Origin of the sequence: Jannaschia seosinensis (assembly GCF_001408515.1) — a bacterium.
Taxonomy (GTDB): Bacteria; Pseudomonadota; Alphaproteobacteria; order Rhodobacterales; family Rhodobacteraceae; genus Jannaschia; species Jannaschia seosinensis.
Map to the genome: position 1 here is coordinate 1 of NZ_CYPR01000231.1, position 18,542 is coordinate 18,542.

Genomic DNA, 18,542 nt, shown 5'->3' on the forward strand with positions numbered 1-18,542 from the left:
CGTAGGAGAAGGTTTTGAACCGGCGCAGCTTCTGGCCCGGCGTTCGGGCGTAGCGCGCCGCTGTCGACGCTTCCAGAGCCGAGATGTTCTGCGCCAGACGGCCGTTCTTTGACAAACCGAAGACATAGCGCAGCCCGAGCCTGTCACACAGGTCCAGAACCTGCGGGGTGCAGTAGTGGCTGTCGGCTCGCAGCAGGATTTCTGTCTCGGGCCAATGCCTGGCAATCTGCCGGATCAACCGGCGGATGTGGGCCGCGCTCTCGGCCCCGTTGGGGCGGCGGGCCGGGCGCAGCAGTGTCCCCACGAGCCGGCCTTCGCCGTCAAACACGACGATCGGCTGGAAGCCGAACTCGTCGTAGAACGCATTGAACAGGCGCAGCTGCTGGTGGCCATGCACCGCGTCAAAGGTATCATCGATATCGAGCACGATCCGGCTTGGGGGGCGCGCAAACGAGTGGCAGTAGAACCGGATCATCTCGTGGCCCATGCGGATAAGGGCGCGGGCGTCGGGCAGGTTCTCCATGCGCGAGATCGTCGGCTGCGAACACGAGGCCGGCCCTGTTTCCGGGCCACGCTCCAGCGCGATCCTGAAGCTGGGATCGTTCCGCAGGGCCGCCGCGTCGTTGCCGTCTTCGTATCCCGCCCCGATCATCATGATCCGGAACCGGATGATGTCGCTCAGGCTATGCTGAACTTTCGCCGGGTCACGCGGATCGTGCAGGCAATCTGCGAGCCGCTGCGCCAGACCCGCCCTGCGCTCGATCTCGCGCAGCAGGGTCAGGCCGGCGTCGGAGCTCATGTCGGCGCCGTCAAACCCGAGCAGGACCGGCTTGCCATTGAGGGGTGACAGGCGGGGCGTGGAGCACGTAGACTGGGTCATGGCGGAGGTCGTCCTGCTGAAATCTGAATCTTTGGCGTCGATAACCAAAAAATACAGAGTTTCAGACGGTTACGCCACCTCCGCCGCCTTCTCGTGAATTATCCGGGTTAAGTAACCGCAATCTCGAATCGGTGGAAAGCGGAAGTAAGCGGCCCTATCACCCTCCTAGGCAGAAGGAGGACCGGATTGACGGAACGGGCGGACATGGAGAACGCGGCATTTGAACCCAGTGCGCTCGACCTGCCAGCGGCGGCGTCTGAGGTAGAGCGACTTTCGAAGCTCCTCACCGAGGCCAATGAGGCTTATCACAGGAACGATGCTCCCGTCATTGACGACGCCACCTACGACGCCGCCAAGGCTCGACTCGCTGATATCGAAGCCCGGTTTCCGGATCTTGCCACCACGGACAGCCCGACAAAGCAGATCGGGGCGGCACCCGCCGAAGGCTTTGGCAAAGTACGCCACGAAGTCAGAATGCTTTCTCTTGGCAACGCGTTCGACGAGAATGACGTCGCCGAATTTGATGCACGTATCCGCCGCTTTCTGGACTTGGGTCCTGATGCGCAACTGGATTACACGGCCGAGCCCAAGATCGATGGTCTGAGCCTTTCTCTGCGCTATGAACGGGGACGGCTGGTCTATGCGGCCACGCGTGGCGACGGTGTCACGGGTGAGGCCGTGACCGCCAATGCTTTCACCATTGAGGATATTCCCGAAACTCTAGATGATGCTCCCGAAGTTCTGGAAGTGCGCGGCGAAGTTTATATGACGCATGCCGATTTTGCCGCTCTCAATGCCACTCAGGCCGAAGAGGGCGGTAAGATCTTTGCCAATCCGCGGAACGCGGCCGCTGGCTCCCTGCGCCAACTCGATCCTGCAATTACCGCGATGCGCCCGCTACGCTTTTTCGCATATGCTTGGGGAGCATTGTCTGAGCTGCTTGCCGAGACGCAGTTCGACGCACTCGTCCGGCTCGCTGCGCTGGGGTTCGCTACCAATCCCGAGACGCGGCGCTGCAACGGCCCCGAGGCCCTGCTGACGCAATATCGGGCCATTGCAGCAAGGCGGGCGGAACTCGGCTACGACATCGACGGCGTCGTCTATAAGGTCGATAATCTCGCGTATCAGCAGCGGCTCGGCTACCGATCCACCACGCCTCGCTGGGCCATCGCGCACAAGTTTCCCGCCGAAACAGCTTGGACCCGGCTTGTCGCGATCGACATCAACGTGGGGCGCACCGGAGCTCTGTCGCCGATCGCACGCCTGGATCCGGTGACAGTTGGCGGGGTCGTGGTCTCCAATGCCACCCTTCATAACGAGGATTACATCGCGGGCCGCGACAATGCCGGCGTCCCCATTCGCGGCGGCGTCGATTTGCGCGTGGGCGACCGGGTGGAAATCTACCGTGCCGGCGACGTCATTCCAAAGGTGCGCGACGTCGATGTTTCTGCACGACCGGAGCATGCCGTGCCGTACGACTATCCGGAGACCTGTCCGGAATGCGGCAGTCCGGCGCCGCGCGAGCCGGGGGAAAGTGTGCGCCGCTGCTCCGGCGGCCTCATCTGTCCGGCCCAGCGCATCGCACGGCTCAAGCACTTTGTCTCGCGTCCTGCGATGGACATCGAAGGATTGGGCGACAGGGAGATCGAGCGGTTTCACGACCTCGGCTGGATTCGGGAGCCTGCCGATATTTTTACCTTAAGAGACCGTTTCGAGAGTGGCCTCCAAAGTGTCGCCGCCCTGGAAGGTTGGGGAGACACCTCCGCCAAAAATCTTTTCCGCGCGATTGAAGCGGCGCGGACGCAGGACTTTTCGCGTCTGCTCTTCGCACTTGGTATACGACATCTGGGCGAGGTGGCGGGCGGCGATCTCGCCCGTCACTACGGCTCATGGGATGCCTTTGCGGCCGCCGCCGATGCCGCAGCGCCGGCCGCTGCTGCGCATCGCGTTGCCGAAGAAGCCGTGATCGCGGAGCGCCTTGCCGCGACGAAAGAAGGCCGGCGCGCGCGTATTTCGGAAGCGCGCGCGAAGGCTTTGACCTCTGTCGACGACGAGGCGCGCGCAGCATGGGCCGACATGACCGGCATCGACGGCATCGGTGCAACACTGGCCCTCGCCATCTGTGATGCGCTGTCAGCAGAGCGGGAGCGCGCAGCGATCGATGCGCTGCTCGCCCAGCTCGATCCGAAGCCGCCGGAAATCTCGGATGCGACCAGCCCGGTCGCCGGCTTGACAATCGTGTTCACCGGCACTCTGGAGCAGATGACCCGGCAGGAGGCCAAGGCGCGGGCAGAGGCGCTTGGTGCGAAAGTCTCGGGTTCGGTCTCCGCCAAGACGGACCTCGTCGTTGCCGGAGCGAATGCCGGATCCAAAGGCGCCAAAGCCGCCGAATTGGGCATCGACACAATCGACGAGAAGGCTTGGCTCTCACTCGCGGGCCGGGCGTGAGCGGACGGCCGGAGCGGCTCTTTCCGCTCTTCGCCGGAATCGAAACGCTGCCTGGCATCGGTCCGAAGACGGCAAAGCTTCTGGCGAACCTCCAGATCGCCCATCCGAAGGATTTGCTGTTCACGTTGCCGACCGGCGGGATTGATCGCACGCTTGTCGGATCAATCCGCGACGTTGCGCTGCCGGGGATTGCGACGGTTACCGTGACGGTCGGCCGCCACATGCCGCCGACGACGCGCGGGCGTCCTTACCGGATCGAAGTCGAGGACGCGGAAACTCGGTTTCAGGTTGTTTATTTCCGCGGCGCGGCGGAGTTGCACGAACGGTCACTGCCGCAGGGCAAGCGACGGGTCCTGTCGGGCAAGGTGGAGCTCTACGACGGCCTTGCGCAGATGCCGCATCCCGATCACGTCCTCGTCGAGGGCGACAATCTGCCGGCTTATGAGCCGGTCTATCCACTGACGAGCGGGCTGACGTCGAAGGTAATGGCGCGCGCGGTGGCCGGTGCGCTGGAACGGATGCCCGCCCTGCACGAGTGGATCGATCCCGCGCTGATGGCAGAGCGCGGCTGGCCAGCCTTCGACGAGGCGGTGCGGGCGGCGCACCATCCGCAGGATGCCCGGGACGTTTCGGCGACGACACCGACGCGACAGAGGCTGGCTTATGATGAACTCTTCGCGCACCAGCTGACGCTTGCCCTTGCCCGCGCATCGGACCGCAAACGCCGCGGCCGCACGACAGAAGGTGACGGACGGTTTCGCCGCAAGGTTCTCGACGCGCTACCTTTTCGGCCGACCGGCGCGCAACAGCGGAGTCTCGGTGAGATTGAAGCCGATATGGCGGCCCCGCGCCGGATGAACAGGTTGCTTCAGGGCGATGTGGGCTCCGGAAAGACCCTTGTGGCGATGATGGCCCTACTGACTGCGGTAGAGGCGGGCGGGCAAGGCGTATTGATGGCGCCGACGGAGATCCTGGCGCGTCAGCATGCGGAGGGCTTGCGCGAACTCGCGGATCAGGCCGGTGTCGTACTTGAACTGCTTACGGGGCGCGACAAAGGCAGGGAGCGTCAGGCAAAGTTGGACGCCATCGAGTCAGGCGCAATTCAGGTTCTCGTGGGGACCCATGCCGTATTCCAGCGTGACGTGACATTTGCCGACCTGCGCCTTGCGGTCATCGATGAGCAGCATCGCTTCGGCGTACGTCAGCGGATGCTGTTGGGCGAAAAGAACGCCGAAGCCGATGTGCTTGTCATGACGGCGACGCCTATCCCCCGCTCGCTTGCGCTGACGCAGTACGGAGACATGGATCTCTCGGCGCTCGACGAAAAGCCGCCTGGCCGGACACCCGTGACGACTTCGACTGTTCCCGTTGGCCGAATGGATGATGTGGTCGCGCGCCTGCGGTCCGCCGTCGCCGAGGGACGCCAAGCCTATTGGGTCTGCCCTCTCGTGGAGGAGTCGGAGATCGTCGACACCGCGTCGGCCGAAGAGCGGTTTCGCTCCCTGCGTACGGCCTTGGGTGAGGGCGTTGTCGGCCTTGTGCACGGGCGAATGCCGCCGGCGGAAAAGGACGCCGCGATGGCGCGGTTTGTCAGTGGCGAGACAGGTGTGCTCGTGGCCACGACCGTGATCGAAGTTGGCGTCAATGTGCCGAACGCATCGATCATGGTTATCGAGCGCGCGGAAACCTTCGGACTGGCGCAGCTTCACCAGCTTCGAGGCCGGGTCGGGCGAGGGGCTGCCGCCTCGACATGCCTGCTGCTCTACCGTGCGCCTCTGGGCGAAACGGCGGAGGCACGGCTCCGGATCCTGCGCGAGACGGAGGATGGATTCCGCATCTCCGAGGAAGATCTCGCCTTGCGTGGTGCGGGAGATGTCATCGGAACGGCCCAGTCCGGATTGCCGCGGTTTCGCGTGGCCGATCTGGATCGGCAGGCCGGGCTGATGGAACTGGCCAGTCGGGATGCGCGTGCCTTGCTGGCCTCTGATCCAAAGCTTGAGACTCAGCGAGGGCAGGCGGCCAGGATGCTCCTGTGGTTAACGGAACAGGATCGGGCGCTGCGCCTGCTGTCGGTGGGATAGGGACCAGGAGGGCCTCAGACGCCGACGCAAATGTTCTCATAAAGTTCTTTACTTTCCGTTTAGGAAATGAGAACAAATGCGCAACGAAACAGCAGGCAAGGAGGTCGAAATGTCCAAAACGATCAAGCAGGGATGGCTGCGCATCGAGCGAGAGCCCCTGACCGATATTGTAGGTGGCGTCTGGCTTGTCACATTGCTCCTGGGCCTGCTTCATCTTCCGTCTGTCATCGCCTGATCTGCGTCACTGCCCGGCGTTCCACCGCTTCCATCTCCGATCTCCGTTCCCCATTCCTTAGATCGGATTGCTCGTTGCGCCCTTTTCCGGCGCAGCCTGCTTCATCGATCGGCTTCCCCGGCCATCGTCCCTGCCCGAGCGGTATGGAACGCTCCCTTGCCGCCGCCTCCGCACCACGGAGTGCGGCGGTTTTTTCGAGACGCCGCCAATCAGGTTGCGGTGTCGTTTCGATAGCCCAAACGCAGCCCGCCCCAGTGCCGCCCTTGGATGATAATCGGGACAGAGATATCCTTCATCATCACCATGCCCTGTTCTCCCATGTCTCTGCGGTAGAGTTGCATCAGGAACGGCGACCGGTTGGCGCCAGCTTTTTTGCCCGTCCGGTCGGTGAAAATGCGACGATTGCGCGAATGTGCCGCATTCCACGCGGGGTCCGGGCCCTGCGGCCGCGAAAACTTCTTGTTGTGCGTTGCAATATAGCCGATCCGATCACACGGGGCGCAGAATATAACCCGTTCATCAAAGGTAAGGGCAGCCTCTATAATTGGCGGAACAACGCGATCCGTCACCGCGAGATGGCGCGCTTCGTGTTGAGCGGGATTCGTCCCCGGAATTGGGATGTGACCAATGTCGAACAATGCAGCGGTCGAAATTCGACCGGACAAGACCGCGTCGGTCAGGGCATCCTCGACCTGCTTCGCGACGCGTGCGGCATGTTCAATAAATTTACGATCCGGACCGTCCACCTCGACTTCTGCTGCCCTTTGAAGCAATCGCTCGCAGCGATTCATCATGACAGCCGAGCGCTCATGCGCCTCCGCCACCTCGGTCGCGGCGTGTCGGGCTCCGGTCTCGATCCCGTCGCAGACGGATTGCACATCGTCTTCCGAAAAGCCGAGTTCCGCAACCGTTCCGTCCATCGCCTCGATCTGTTCGCGGGCCGCCGCCATGTCAGCGGCGATGTTGCTTACGGCCTGCACGGTTCCTGCGACCGATTGAATGCTTTCGGCAAATTGCGGGCTGATCGCCTCGCTCTCTTCGCGTATTGAACGGGTCGATTTCTCCAGCGATCCAATAGATGCCTCTATTCCTTGTGCGGCTGATGCGGTCTTGCGCGAAAGTTCCTTGATGGCTTCGGCAACCACGGCAAAACCGCGACCGGCTTCGCCGGCGCGGGCAGCTTCAATCGAAGCATTGACCGCGAGAATATTTACCTGCCGTGCAATTTGGGTGATTTCCGCATTGCTCTCCACCACTGAGCGGAGCGACTCGTCGAGCTCGCGCATGCGCGGAGCAATACCCGTTCCCCATTCCGAAATTTTGCGCCAGCGCAGGCTGTTCGCCTCGATCGCGGCAAGTCTTGCTTTTGCCGATGTCGACGTGTCGCCGGCGGTGCGCGATAGACCCTCGAACCCGTCTCGAAGTGTGGCAATTGCTGAGGATAGCCGCTCCCGAACGTCACGAAGCCTGTCGATCTGGTCAAGATTGGCCTGCGCCGTCTTGCCGATACCATCCACAAAAGCCGCGAGATCGGTGATCAGGTAGCCCAGCGGCGTGATTTCTTCGGACAGGCTTGGCCCGTTAGGTTCGGCCGCAATCACGCGCAGGCTCTGGTTCATGGCGGCTGTCCCCGGTCTCCAATTCAAACTAGATTATCAGCCAGTGATTAGCGCGCGGTTAATGCCTCCCTCCGGGCAGCTTCGAAGGCGTCCACGGTCGCGTCGAGTGCCAGCAGTATAGACGCATGACGATTGCGATAGTCGCGGGCGGGCACCAGCACTTCGAAGCCGTCGAAGGGGTTATCCGGAACCGGCCCGCCCTCCTTGAGCATTGCGCGCAGATTATCGCGCACGTTGCGCACCTCGTCCTCCGACCGGCCGATCATCGCCGCACCCGACACGGCCGCCGATGCCTGACCGAGCGCACAGGCTTTCACGTCCTGAAAGTAGGCTTTGATCCGCCCTTCGTCGTCGAGATTCATCGAAACTGCCACGGTCGAGCCGCAAAGCGGAGATCGTTTCCGCGCTGTCACCTGCGGGTCCGCAATCGGATCCGTTGCCGGCATATCGGCGGCCAGCGCAAGAATTCGCCCCGAATAGAGCTTGATGAGATCTGAGTCGGACATGCACCCTCCCGGTCGGTTCCCTCGCGGGCACGCTTCGCTTAACTAGGAGCGCGAGACCCGATTGCAAAGGCGACACCGTGACCCCCTTCGACCCCGCGACCTTGCGCTACGATGCGAATGGCTTGATCCCCGCCATCGCACAGGATCAGGAAACAGGCGAGGTGCTCATGCTCGCCTGGATGAACGTCGACGCCGTGGCCCAAACCCTGGAGACGGGACGCGTCACCTACTGGTCGCGTTCGCGGCAGGCGTTTTGGGTTAAGGGCGAAAGTTCCGGTCACGTACAGCGCCTCGTGGAAATGCGCGTGGATTGCGATCGGGATTGTCTGCTGCTGCAGGTCGATCAGACTGGCCCCGCATGCCACACGAACCGCCGCACATGTTTCTACACCGCCGTTCGCGACAATGACGAGGTCGTGACGATGGCACCGGGTGGCTGAGGATGCACCGGCTGGTCGCCCCGGCAGATCCCGGGACGGGATCCTGCACCTCGCAGCCTCTCGGGGATCGAGGCTTGAACCGTTAACGCTAACGGGGCATTCCTGTCGCGAAGGAGAGACCCATGCCGCTCGACAGCCGAATCGATGAAATCACCGACCGTATCCGCGAACGGTCCCGCGACAGCCGCGACGGATATCTCAAGCGGATGCGCGCGCAGGCGGAGCAGGGGCCGCGGCGGGCGCATCTCGATTGCGGCAATCAAGCGCATGCCTATGCCGCGATGCAAGATCAGAAGGGCGATCTCGCCGCCGATCGGGTGCCCAATATCGGGATCGTGACGGCCTATAACGACATGCTCTCGGCGCACCAGCCCTATGGCACCTATCCGGATCGCATCAAGGCCGCCGCGCGCGAAGCGGGCGCGACCGCACAGGTTGCGGGCGGCGTGCCGGCGATGTGCGACGGCGTCACCCAAGGGCAGGCGGGAATGGAGCTCAGCCTCTTCTCGCGCGATGTGATCGCCCTCGCCGCCGGTGTCGCGCTCAGCCACGATACGTTCGACGCGGCGCTTTATCTGGGCATTTGCGACAAGATCGTGCCGGGCCTCGTCATCGCCGCGGCGACGTTTGGTTACCTGCCCGGCATCTTCGTGCCCGCGGGTCCCATGCCGTCGGGCCTTCCCAACGAAGAAAAAGCCCGCATCCGTCGCGAATTCGCCGAGGGCAAGATCGGCCGGGACAAACTCATGGAAGCCGAAATGGCGTCCTACCACGGGCCGGGAACCTGCACCTTCTACGGTACCGCCAACTCCAACCAGATGCTGATGGAGTTCATGGGGCTTCATCTGCCCGGCGCGTCCTTCGTCAACCCGGACACGCCGCTTCGGGATGCGCTTACCGACGCGGCCGTCGTCCGGGCGAGCGAGATGACCGGGCTCGGCAACGCCTATAACCCCGTCTGCGATATTCTTGACGAGCGTGCTTATGTGAACGGTCTGGTGGGGCTTATGGCCACCGGCGGTTCGACCAACCTCGTCCTGCACCTGATCGCCATGGCCCGCGCCTCGGGCGTTCAACTGACCTGCGCGGATTTTGACGCCGTGTCTGAGGCGACGCCACTGATGGCGCGGGTCTATCCCAACGGTCTCGCCGACGTGAACCACTTCCATGCGGCGGGGGGGCTGCCCTTCATGATCGGGCACCTGCTCGAGGCGGGCTTGCTGCACGAGGACGTGCGCACCGTCGCGGGAGGCGGATTGTCGGCCTATGCGACCGAACCCAAACTCGATGGCGACCGGGTGAAGTGGGAGCCGGGTCCGCGCGAGACCCAGAACGACCGCATTCTGAACACGCCGGAAAACGGGTTTGCCAAGACCGGCGGTCTGAAGCAGGTGCGCGGCAATCTCGGCATCGGCGTGATGAAGATTTCCGCCGTCGCAGAGGAATTGCAGCATATCGAGGCACCCGCCCGGGTTTTCCACGATCAGGCTGCGGTCAAGGAGGCCTTCCGCGCCGGAGAGCTGAACCGCGACGTGGTTGTCGTCGTCCGCTATCAAGGGCCGCGTGCCAATGGGATGCCGGAGCTTCATGCGCTCACGCCGCTCCTGTCGGTCCTGCTGAGCCGGGGTCACAAGGTCGCGCTGGTCACGGACGGTCGCATGTCCGGGGCCTCGGGCAAGGTGCCGGCCGCGATCCATGTCGCCCCGGAGGCTCTCCTCGACGGTCTCATCGCCAAGGTGCAGGACGGCGATATCGTTCGTGTCGATGCCGCCAACGGCAAGCTCGAGGTGCTGAACGAGGGCGTGGCCGAGCGGGAGATTGTGCACCCCGACCTCACTGGAAACGAAATGGGGCTCGGGCGAGAACTGTTCTCCCTCTTCCGCGCCACGGCCGGACGTTCCGATCGCGGGGCAGGGGTCGTCATCTGACGCAACCCGCGCCACAAGACCTTCAAGCAATACACCGGAGCAGCAGACATGACCCCCGCAGATCAGTCCAAGGTCGCTCGCGACATCGCCGCCCGCGCGCCGGTCATCCCCGTGCTCGTGCTCGATGACGCGGATCAGGCCGCGCCCCTTGCCGAGGCGCTCGTCGCTGGAGGGCTACCGGCGCTGGAGGTCACCTTGCGCACGCCCGCCGCGCTCGACTGCATCCGCGCGATGTCCGCCGTTCCGGGCGGGATCGTCGGTGCGGGCACCTTGCTGACCCCCGAGGATGTCCGTGCGGCCAAGGAGGCCGGCGCGACCTTCGGCGTCTCGCCCGGCGCGTCCGGTCTGCTCCTGCGGGCCTGCGAGGAGGCAGGCCTGCCGCTCCTGCCCGGTGCCGCGACGGCGACGGAGGCGATGGCGCTCCTGGAGAAGGGCTACGACATGCTCAAGTTCTTCCCGGCCGAGGCTTCGGGCGGGGCACCCGCGCTGAAGGCGATCGGCGCGCCGATCCCGCAGATCGCCTGGTGTCCGACGGGTGGCGTGACGCCTCAGAACAAGGGCGATTACCTCGCGCTGGGCAACGTGATCTGCGTCGGCGGGTCGTGGGTCGCGCCGAAGGATGCGGTGGCGAAGGGCGACTGGGCCAAGATCGAGGCACTGGCGCGCGAAGCGGCAGGCTGACGCGCGGGATCAGAGGGAGAGGGGGTCGCTTCCCTCCCCACGCCCCGCCTCCAGAAGCGCGTTCACCTCATCGGATTCGATTCCGCCCAACCCGCTGAAATGACCGTCTTCAAAGATGGCCCGTCCCGCATCCCGGATCACCCGGTGCGTCGCCCGCGCCAGCGCCGAGCCGAGCGATATTCGCGCCACGCCTGCCGCCGCAAACCCTGCTTTCGTCTCTCGCGTCCACGGCCCTGCGGCCAAGGCATTCACCGGCGCGGAGACGGCGGCCACGATGCGCCGCAAGTCCTCCATCCCGCCCGGCATCGGACAGTAAAGCACGTCCGCCCCGGCGGTCTCGAACGCCTGCAGCCGCCGGATCGCCTCGTCCAGATCGTAGGCGCCCGTCATCACCCCGTCGGCCCGCGCGCAGAACACAAAATCATGCGGTGCCCGTCGCGCCGCCGCCGCCGCGGCCTCCACCCGCGCGACGGATGCGGCGAACGTATAGGCGGAGCCGTCCGGCGCCACATCCTCGATGCTGCACCCGGCAAGCCCGGCCAAGGCGGCCTCGTTTACCGTGTCGCCGCAATCGGCCGGTTCCGGGCCGTAGCCGTCCTCGAGATCCGCCGAGACGGGAACGCCGACATGGGCGGCAATGTCTTTCGCATGCGCGATTGCCTCGCTCCGGCCAAGACGCCCCCCATCGGGCAGCCCGCGGGTGAAGGCATGCGCCGCCGACGACGTTGCTACCGCCTGCGCCCCCAGTGCGACCAGCATCCGCGCCGACCCGACATCCCATGCGTTGGCCAGCACGAAGGGCGTGCCCGGGCGGTGAAGGTCTCGAAACGTCATGGCGTGCCTCCTCGTGCTTGCCTCCCCTGAATGCGTGTATCGGCCCGGCAAGGAAACCCGGTTCATCCGGGTTGTCGCGGCGCGGCCCTACGTGCTACGGGCCGAGCATGGGCAAGATTTGTTCAATTCGCATCATTTCCGCCCGCTGACCTGATCGGCGGGCCGTCACGGGTGCCCGCAATATGCCTTCCGGACGCCCTTCCCGCCACTACGAAAGGAGCCGTCCGTTGACGATCCGCCTGCGCAATTCGATGACCCGCCGCGTCGAGGATGTGGTATTCCGCGACCCCGGCCGCGCAAGCCTCTATCTCTGCGGGCCCACGGTCTACGACCGCGCGCATCTGGGAAATGCCCGACCGACGATCGTGTTCGACGTGCTGTTCCGCCTGCTGCGTCACGACCTCGGGCCGGAAAACGTGACCTACGTGCGCAACTTCACCGATGTCGACGACAAGATCATCGCCCGGGCGCAAGAGACGGGCCGGCCGATCGATGCCATCACTGCCGAGACGACGGAATGGTATCTCGAGGACATGGCCGCGCTCGGCACCCTGGAGCCGACGCATATGCCGCGCGCGACCGATCACATCGCCGATATGGTCCTCATGATCGAGACGTTGATCGATCGCGGCCACGCCTATGCGGCCGAGGGGCACGTCCTTTTTTCCGTGACCAGCTTTCCCGAATACGGCGCGCTGTCGGGGCGTTCCACCGAGGACATGATCGCGGGGGCCCGCGTCGAAGTTGCGCCCTACAAACGCGACCCGATGGACTTCGTTCTCTGGAAACCGTCCGCCGAGGGTGAGCCGGGATGGGAGTCGCCCTGGAGCTGGGGGCGGCCCGGCTGGCACATCGAATGTTCCGTCATGTCGAAGGCGCTGCTCGGTCCGGCCTTCGACATTCACGGGGGCGGCAACGACCTGCTCTTCCCGCATCACGAGAACGAGATCGCGCAGAGTTGCTGCGCCGATCCGGGTGCGGGCTTCGCACGCTACTGGCTGCACAACGAAATGTTGCTCGTCGAGGGCAAGAAGATGTCGAAATCCCTCGGCAACTTCTTCACCGTGCGCGATCTTCTGGATCGCGGCGTCCCGGGCGAGGTGATCCGGTTCGTGTTCCTGTCGACGCATTACTCCAAGCCGATGGATTGGACGGAGGAGAAGGCGCAGGAGGCGGAGCGGGTCCTGCGCCGCTGGCGCGGCATGGCCGAGGAAGGCGGAGCCCCCGATCCGGAGGTTCTCGATGCGCTGCGCGATGACCTGAACACGCCGGGGGCGATAACGCATCTGCACCGGCTGGCAAAGGCCGGCGATGGCGCGGCATTGGCTGCCTCCGCGAGGCTCATGGGTTTGCTTTCGCCCGCTCTTGGCGGCTGGGCCGAGGCCGGCGACGCCGATACCGTCGTCGAGGCCGTTCTCTCCGCACGCCGCGCTGCCCGCGCCGAAAAGGACTGGGCCCGAGCCGATGCTCTGCGCGATGCGCTCCTTGCGGCGGGCGTGATCGTAACCGACGGCAAGGGCAGGGGCTGGGAACCCGGTCCCGGCTTCGACCCTGCCCGATTGGAGGAATTGGCATGACGCTTTTGCGACCGACAGCAGCTTGGAGCCGCAAGTTCCCCCGGTCACACCCAAAGGCAGCGATCCTGTCCGGCGGCGAAAAAGCATCACTTCCTACGGCTGCGGCAAATCCACGTCGGTTCTCCATGGTAACGGTGCCGCATGACTGACCGCCTCACCCTCTACGACACAACGCTCCGCGATGGGCAGCAGACGCAGGGTGTCCAGTTCTCCGCCGCGGAAAAGCGCGAGATCGCGATCCTGCTCGACACGCTGGGCCTGGACTACATCGAGGGTGGGTGGCCCGGCGCGAACCCGACCGACAGCGAGTTTTTCGACGCCCCGCCCGCGACCTCCGCACGGCTCACCGCGTTCGGGATGACCAAGCGCACGGGCCGGTCGGCCGAAAACGACGACACTCTCGCGGCCGTCATGAATGCGGGCACGGGCGCGGTCTGCATCGTTGGCAAGACGCATCCGTTCCATGTCGAGACGGCGCTCGGAGTGACCCTCGACGAGAACCTCGAGAACATCTCGAAATCCATCGCCTACATTGTGGCACAGGGGCGTGAGGCGTTGTTCGACGCGGAACACTTCTTCGACGGCTACGAGGCCGCTCCCGCCTATGCCACCGCTTGCGTCATGGCCGCGCTCGAGGCCGGGGCGCGCTGGATCGTTCTGTGCGACACGAATGGCGGCACGATGCCCACGCGCATCGGTGCGATCATCCGCGCCGTGATCGCGGCCGGCATTCCCGGCGAAAGGCTCGGGATTCACACCCACAACGACACCGAGCAGGCCGTCGCCGGATCCCTCGCCGCGATCGACGCGGGCGCACGGCAGGTTCAGGGTACACTCAACGGGTTGGGCGAACGGTGCGGAAATGCCAACCTGACGACGCTGATCCCGACGCTGCTGCTCAAGGAGCCCTATGCGTCGCAATACCTGACGGGGATCGACCGCGACCGGCTCCCTTCGCTTCTGCAGGTGTCGCGCAGGCTCGACGACATCCTCAACCGCGTGCCCCGGCGCGAGGCGGCTTATGTCGGCGCATCCGCCTTTACCCACAAGGCCGGGCTTCATGCCAGCGCCATCGCCAAGGATCCGACAACCTACGAGCACATCCCGCCAGAGACTGTCGGCAACACCCGCCTCGTGCCCATGTCCAATCAGGCGGGCCTGTCGAACCTGCGGACCCGTCTCGCCGATGCGGGGCTCAAGGGCACGGACGATCAGCTTCGCCGCATCCTCTCCCGCGTGAAGTCCCGCGAGGATGAGGGCTACTCCTACGACGTGGCGCCGGCCTCGTTCGAACTAATCGCCCGCTCGGAGTTGGGCCTGCTGCCCGACATGTTCGAGGTCGAGCGTTACCGCGTCAGCGTGGAGCGGCGGCGCGATGCGCGCGGCGCCGCCGTCACCCTGTCGGAGGCCGTCGTTGTCGTGCAGGTCGACGGAGAAAAACGGCTCTCCGTCTCCGAAAGTCTCGACGAGGTCGGGGCCGATCGCGGGCCGGTCAATGCGTTGTCGAAGGCGCTGGCCAAGGATCTCGGCTCCCTGCAGGACAGGATCGCCGACATGCGTCTGACCGACTTCCGCGTCCGGATCACTCAGGGCGGGACGGAGGCGGTCACGCGCGTCCTGATCGACCACGAAGACGATGCCGGGCAACACTGGACCACAGTGGGCGTGTCGCCGAACATCGTCGATGCCAGCTTCGAGGCCTTGATCGACGCGGTCCGCTGGAAGCTTCTGCATTGAGTGACGCCGATCTCTCCGCCTGCGCCGCATTGCTCCATCGGGGCGACCCGGAGCGGTTTCGCGCCGTCATGGCGGCGCCCGTGCCGCTGCGCCGGATGCTTTTGCCGCTCTATGCGTTCAACCTGGAGGTCGCGCGCGCGCCGTGGGTCACGAAGGAGCCTTTGATCGCGCAGATGCGGCTGCAATGGTGGTCGGACGCTCTGGAGGAGATCGCGGCCGGCAAGACGCCGCGTCGGCACGAGGTGGTCACGCCGCTGGCCGAGGTGCTGGACATGCGGGGCGCGCGAGATCTCGAAACGCTCGTCGCGGCGCGGCAGGCGGATGTGGAGGGGCTGACGATCGGGCAGCTTTCCGACCTCACGCGCTACATCGATGGCACCTTGGGGACGCTGCTGTGGACGGCCGCGCGGCTTGCGGGAATGGAGGACGAATCCGCGGCACGCGATGCGGGACTGGCCCATGGTCTCGCGGCCTGGTTGACGGCGGCGCCGGATCTGACCGGGCGGGGGCGCACGACCCTGCCGCCTGGCGATTCGGCGGAGCGGACGCGCGAGCTGGCCGCCGAGGGGCGTACCGCGCTCGCCCGCTTCCGGCAGGCGCGCATTCCACGATCCGCCCGCCCGGTCTTCTTGGTTCTCTCGGACACGGAGATGCGTCTGCGCGCATTCGAAGCGGATCCCGAGCCGCCCGAGACGAACCCTGTACGCAGTCGTCTGCGACTGACGTGGAAGACGCTGATGGGGCGGGTCTAGGCGCGTTCCGTCTTGAGGTAGGAGCGCATCCCGTAGATCAGCGGTGCGCCTTCCTCGCGCACGCGTACGGCGCGCACCGCACCGATGATGACATGGTGCGTACCCACGAGGTCGGCCGATGCGAGGTCGCAGTCGAAGCCCGCCAGCCCGCGCAGGACCGGAGCGCCTGTTTCCAGAACGTCCCAAGGGACGTCGGCAAAGCGGTCTTCAACATCCGTGCGGCCCGCGAAGATGTCGGCCTCGTTCTGCTGATCCTCGCACAGCACGTTCACCGCAAAGCGCCCGTTGCGCAGGATCGGCTCCGCCGCAGAAGCGCCCTTGTTGATGCAAACCAGAATCGTCGGTGCATCGCCATCGGCCGACACGCTGGTCATGGCCGAAACGGTGATCCCCGCCCGGCCCGCGGGGCCGTCGGTCGTCACGACGCTGACGGTTGCGGCGGCGCGGGACATGGCATGAATGAATTCGTCGCGGAGGCTCATGACCTTCACCTAGACGATGACGCCGGGGAGTCGAGAGGCTTTCCCTTGCCGGGCGTCCGTGATGATCTCCGCGCGACCAGACAGGAGGAGCAGCCATGGCTTTGCAGGATGCGCGCGACCAGGTGGACGGCGCCTTCACCCGCGACAATCCGCGCGGTCTCAATTTCGAGAACGCGTTCGGCGGCGCGACGTCGATCTTCCGTCGCCGCTATACCAAGAACCTCGCGGGCTACGACCTTGCCGTCACGGGCGTGCCCTTCGATCAGGCCGTGACGCACCGTCCCGGCGCACGCTTCGGCCCCCGTGCGATCCGTGAGGCGAGCGCGCTGCAACCCTTCGATCCGCCCTATGGCTGGGACTTCTCGCCGCTCGAGGAGTTCGCCGTCGCCGATTACGGCGACGTCGGATTCGACTACGCAAAAGTTGCGGAGTTTCCGGGCGCCCTGCGGGATCATGTCGCGGGTATCCTTGCGCAGGGGGCCGGCTGCATCGCCATGGGCGGGGATCATTACGTCAGCTTCCCGATCCTGCAGGCTCACGCGGAGGTGCATGGTCCCCTCGCGCTGATCCAGTTCGACGCCCATTCCGACACATGGCCCGACGACGACCTAAGCCGGATCGACCACGGAACGATGTTCTACAAGGCCGCGAAGACGGGCGTGATCGATCCGGCATCCAGCGTTCAGGTCGGTATCCGCACGGTCAATCCTGACACGTTGGGGGTCACGACCATTGATGCGCGTGCCGTGCACGAAGCCGCGCCCGGTGAGGTGGCAGCCCGGATCAAGGCGATCGTGGGGGACCGGCCCTGCTACCTCACCTTCGATATCGATTGCCTCGATCCTGCTTTCGCGCCTGGAACGGGCACCCCGGTATGGGGCGGACTTTCGAGCGGGCAGGCCGCAGCCATCCTCCGCGATCTGGCGGGTATCAATCTCGTCGGCGGGGATGTGGTCGAGGTCTCGCCGCCCTATGACACGACGGGTGTCACGGCGGTGGCGGGCGCGCATGTGGTGATGGAGTTGATCTGCCTGTGGAGTTGGAATCGGCGGCAGTCGGACCGGAGGTAATCCGCGGGACCGGCTAATACGATCCGGATTATGAGCTAGGACGCCGTAGAGATCGGTAGGCTAATCCCCACGAATCTGTCGCGAATGTGTGGTAGGGGGCCAGCGAAAGTTCTCTACGGGAAGACAATTTACCCTGACCTGAGGGTCGTACTGGAGGCTCAGCCCCGTTACTGACCGCACCGCATCTTGAACGGCGCACCCGGAAGGTGCGTGGTAAAGGCGCAGGCCTCTGGCACTGTGGCCGCGGATGGCCTAACTGAAGACGACTGAATACCGGAGAGCGCCATGCCCCGCGACCTGAAGATCCCCGCCGAGCGTCACCCCGAGAAAGCGCGCAGAGCCGATAACGCGCAGCCCAAGAAGCCGTCTTGGATCCGCGTGAAGGCGCCGTCGGGCGAGGGGTACAAGGAAACGGCCAAGATCATGCGGGAGAACCGTCTGGTCACCGTCTGCGAGGAGGCGGGTTGCCCGAATGTGGGCGAATGCTGGTCTCAAGGGCACGCCACGATGATGATCATGGGCGAGGTCTGTACCCGCGCCTGCACCTTCTGCAACATCGCGACGGGGCGCCCGCCCGAGGCGCTCGACGTGTTCGAGCCGGGGCGCGTCGCGGATGCCGTGGCAAAGCTGGGCCTGAACCACGTCGTCGTCACCTCCGTCGACCGTGACGACGTCGAGGATGGCGGAGCGGAGCATTTTGCCCAGACGATCCGGGCAATCCGCAAACGGTCGCCTGGCACGACGATTGAAATCCTCACGCCTGACTTCATTCGCTGCGGTCCCGAGGCCTTGGAGGTTGTGGTCGCGGCGAAACCGGACGTCTTCAACCACAATTTGGAAACGGTTCCGGGGCTTTACCCCGAGGTCCGGCCGGGCGCACGCTACTTCCACTCCCTGCGGCTGCTGCAACGGGTGAAGGAACTCGATCCGAGCATGTTCACCAAGTCCGGCATCATGGTGGGCCTGGGCGAGGATCGTCAGGCTGTGCTTCAGGTGATGGACGATATGCGCGCGGCGAATATCGATTTCCTGACCGTCGGCCAGTATCTGCAGCCGACTCCCAAGCATCACGCCGTCAATCGTTTCGTGACGCCGGAAGAGTTTTCCGGCTACGAGAAGGCGGCTTGGGGCAAGGGCTTCCTGATGGTCTCGGCGACGCCGCTGACACGCTCGTCGTACCATGCGGGAGACGATTTTGCCCGGCTGCGCGAGGCTCGGCTGCGGAAGCTCGATCGAGCCTGAAGGCGGCACCGTCCTTCTAAAGGATCGCAC

The 18,542-nt window shown here is 64.9% G+C and carries 16 protein-coding genes; 11 read left to right on the top strand and 5 right to left on the bottom strand.

All coding sequences use genetic code 11. The annotated features are described in order from the left end of the window. Positions 1-880, bottom strand: an 880-nt coding sequence (locus JSE7799_RS17645; RefSeq protein ID WP_055664783.1) for an IS1380 family transposase, incomplete at its 3' end; no start/stop codon positions are given. A gap of 204 nt (positions 881-1,084) precedes the next feature. Between JSE7799_RS17645 and ligA the strand changes: the two genes are divergently transcribed. From ligA to JSE7799_RS22085, 3 genes are all read left to right on the top strand, one after another. Continuing rightward, entirely contained in the window at positions 1,085-3,328 is a 2,244-nt protein-coding gene (gene ligA, locus JSE7799_RS17650; RefSeq protein ID WP_055664837.1) for an NAD-dependent DNA ligase LigA, read from the top strand. Then, the gene (gene recG, locus JSE7799_RS17655; RefSeq protein ID WP_055664784.1) at positions 3,325-5,409 is read left to right on the top strand and encodes an ATP-dependent DNA helicase RecG; all 2,085 of its coding nucleotides are present in this window, start codon (positions 3,325-3,327) and stop codon (positions 5,407-5,409) included. Before ligA ends, recG begins: the two co-directional genes overlap by 4 nt. Before the next feature lie 109 nt (positions 5,410-5,518). Then, the gene (locus JSE7799_RS22085) at positions 5,519-5,644 is read left to right on the top strand and encodes a hypothetical protein (protein WP_275934909.1); all 126 of its coding nucleotides are present in this window, start codon (positions 5,519-5,521) and stop codon (positions 5,642-5,644) included. A gap of 209 nt (positions 5,645-5,853) precedes the next feature. Here JSE7799_RS22085 and JSE7799_RS17660 read toward each other — a convergent pair whose 3' ends face one another. After that, on the bottom strand, positions 5,854-7,263 hold the full coding sequence (locus JSE7799_RS17660; RefSeq protein ID WP_055664785.1) for a methyl-accepting chemotaxis protein: 1,410 nt from the start codon (positions 7,261-7,263) through the stop codon (positions 5,854-5,856). Between the two features lie 47 nt (positions 7,264-7,310). Continuing rightward, the gene (locus tag JSE7799_RS17665) at positions 7,311-7,769 is read right to left on the bottom strand and encodes an iron-sulfur cluster assembly scaffold protein (RefSeq protein ID WP_055664786.1); all 459 of its coding nucleotides are present in this window, start codon (positions 7,767-7,769) and stop codon (positions 7,311-7,313) included. A 77-nt stretch (positions 7,770-7,846) separates the two neighbouring features. On the opposite strand from JSE7799_RS17665, the gene hisI reads away from it, so the two are divergent. The 3 genes from hisI to eda all read left to right on the top strand — a co-directional run bounded on the left by hisI (position 7,847) and on the right by eda (position 10,818). Next, positions 7,847-8,209: a phosphoribosyl-AMP cyclohydrolase gene (hisI, locus tag JSE7799_RS17670; protein WP_055664787.1), complete on the top strand. Its 363-nt coding sequence runs from the start codon at positions 7,847-7,849 to the stop codon at positions 8,207-8,209. Between the two features lie 122 nt (positions 8,210-8,331). Beyond that, the gene (edd, locus tag JSE7799_RS17675) at positions 8,332-10,137 is read left to right on the top strand and encodes a phosphogluconate dehydratase (protein WP_055664788.1); all 1,806 of its coding nucleotides are present in this window, start codon (positions 8,332-8,334) and stop codon (positions 10,135-10,137) included. Between the two features lie 48 nt (positions 10,138-10,185). Next, entirely contained in the window at positions 10,186-10,818 is a 633-nt protein-coding gene (eda, locus tag JSE7799_RS17680) for a bifunctional 4-hydroxy-2-oxoglutarate aldolase/2-dehydro-3-deoxy-phosphogluconate aldolase (protein ID WP_055664789.1), read from the top strand. 9 nt (positions 10,819-10,827) lie between these two features. On the opposite strand, the gene JSE7799_RS17685 is transcribed toward eda, so the two are convergent. Then, positions 10,828-11,652 carry an isocitrate lyase/PEP mutase family protein gene (locus JSE7799_RS17685; RefSeq protein ID WP_055664790.1) on the bottom strand — a complete coding sequence of 275 codons (825 nt, stop codon included), beginning with the start codon at positions 11,650-11,652 and terminating at the stop codon, positions 10,828-10,830. A 182-nt stretch (positions 11,653-11,834) separates the two neighbouring features. Between JSE7799_RS17685 and cysS the strand changes: the two genes are divergently transcribed. The 3 genes from cysS to JSE7799_RS17700 all read left to right on the top strand — a co-directional run bounded on the left by cysS (position 11,835) and on the right by JSE7799_RS17700 (position 15,718). Next, a complete protein-coding gene (cysS, locus tag JSE7799_RS17690; protein WP_055664791.1) occupies positions 11,835-13,229 on the top strand; it encodes a cysteine--tRNA ligase in 1,395 nt (464 codons plus the stop codon). 141 nt (positions 13,230-13,370) lie between these two features. Next, entirely contained in the window at positions 13,371-14,966 is a 1,596-nt protein-coding gene (gene cimA, locus JSE7799_RS17695; protein WP_055664792.1) for a citramalate synthase, read from the top strand. Continuing rightward, positions 14,963-15,718 carry a squalene/phytoene synthase family protein gene (locus JSE7799_RS17700; RefSeq protein ID WP_055664793.1) on the top strand — a complete coding sequence of 252 codons (756 nt, stop codon included), beginning with the start codon at positions 14,963-14,965 and terminating at the stop codon, positions 15,716-15,718. Before cimA ends, JSE7799_RS17700 begins: the two co-directional genes overlap by 4 nt. Here the strand turns inward: JSE7799_RS17700 and JSE7799_RS17705 are convergent. Then, on the bottom strand, positions 15,715-16,200 hold the full coding sequence (locus JSE7799_RS17705) for a flavin reductase family protein (protein WP_055664838.1): 486 nt from the start codon (positions 16,198-16,200) through the stop codon (positions 15,715-15,717). The two genes, JSE7799_RS17700 and JSE7799_RS17705, sit on opposite strands and share 4 nt — an antisense overlap. Positions 16,201-16,295: 95 nt before the next feature. On the opposite strand from JSE7799_RS17705, the gene speB reads away from it, so the two are divergent. Next, positions 16,296-17,270 carry an agmatinase gene (speB, locus tag JSE7799_RS17710; protein WP_055664794.1) on the top strand — a complete coding sequence of 325 codons (975 nt, stop codon included), beginning with the start codon at positions 16,296-16,298 and terminating at the stop codon, positions 17,268-17,270. 285 nt (positions 17,271-17,555) lie between these two features. Next, complete coding sequence (gene lipA, locus JSE7799_RS17715; protein WP_055664795.1) at positions 17,556-18,512, top strand: lipoyl synthase; 957 nt, start codon at positions 17,556-17,558, stop codon at positions 18,510-18,512. The last annotated feature ends 30 nt before the right edge of the window (positions 18,513-18,542 follow it).

Coding starts and splice junctions, on each gene's coding strand:
- ligA (WP_055664837.1), top strand. CDS start 1,085: ATGGAGAACGCGGCATTTGAACCCAGTGCGCTCGACCTGCCAGCGGCG.
- JSE7799_RS22085 (WP_275934909.1), top strand. CDS start 5,519: ATGTCCAAAACGATCAAGCAGGGATGGCTGCGCATCGAGCGAGAGCCC.
- JSE7799_RS17660 (WP_055664785.1), bottom strand. CDS start 7,263: ATGAACCAGAGCCTGCGCGTGATTGCGGCCGAACCTAACGGGCCAAGC.
- JSE7799_RS17665 (WP_055664786.1), bottom strand. CDS start 7,769: ATGTCCGACTCAGATCTCATCAAGCTCTATTCGGGGCGAATTCTTGCG.
- edd (WP_055664788.1), top strand. CDS start 8,332: ATGCCGCTCGACAGCCGAATCGATGAAATCACCGACCGTATCCGCGAA.
- eda (WP_055664789.1), top strand. CDS start 10,186: ATGACCCCCGCAGATCAGTCCAAGGTCGCTCGCGACATCGCCGCCCGC.
- JSE7799_RS17685 (WP_055664790.1), bottom strand. CDS start 11,652: ATGACGTTTCGAGACCTTCACCGCCCGGGCACGCCCTTCGTGCTGGCC.
- cysS (WP_055664791.1), top strand. CDS start 11,835: ATGCCTTCCGGACGCCCTTCCCGCCACTACGAAAGGAGCCGTCCGTTG.
- cimA (WP_055664792.1), top strand. CDS start 13,371: ATGACTGACCGCCTCACCCTCTACGACACAACGCTCCGCGATGGGCAG.
- JSE7799_RS17705 (WP_055664838.1), bottom strand. CDS start 16,200: ATGAGCCTCCGCGACGAATTCATTCATGCCATGTCCCGCGCCGCCGCA.
- speB (WP_055664794.1), top strand. CDS start 16,296: ATGGCTTTGCAGGATGCGCGCGACCAGGTGGACGGCGCCTTCACCCGC.
- lipA (WP_055664795.1), top strand. CDS start 17,556: ATGCCCCGCGACCTGAAGATCCCCGCCGAGCGTCACCCCGAGAAAGCG.